General features: G+C 53.2%; 1 pseudogene. It reads right to left on the reverse strand.

Annotation, left to right across the window (positions count from 1 at the left end):
• A pseudogene (locus SB659_RS20135) lies at window positions 1-232 on the reverse strand (hypothetical protein); the annotation flags it as partial.
• Between the last annotated feature and the right edge of the window lie 20 nt (window positions 233-252).

The following is a 252-nucleotide window of genomic DNA, read 5'->3' on the forward strand; positions in this document are numbered from 1 at the left end:
TTGTGCGCATTGTTTCCTCGATTACCTCTTTCGGGATGAGAACATTGGCTGCGACATAGCGTCCCTTCGCTTCATCTGGCACAAATCGCTTGTCGCCACCGAGGGTGTTGTAGTAGTCACAGACCAGATCTCTGGCATTGGCCAAGATGTATTGGCAGGCTGCCTCATTGGCTTTCGTTGCCATATTCAGCCCCATTGCCTGTCCGGTCTCGTACACAAACGAGAGGCCCACTAGTTCGCCTTGGAACAGCG

The organism is Arthrobacter sp. SIMBA_036, assembly GCF_046535135.1.
Lineage (GTDB): Bacteria > Actinomycetota > Actinomycetes > Actinomycetales > Micrococcaceae > Arthrobacter.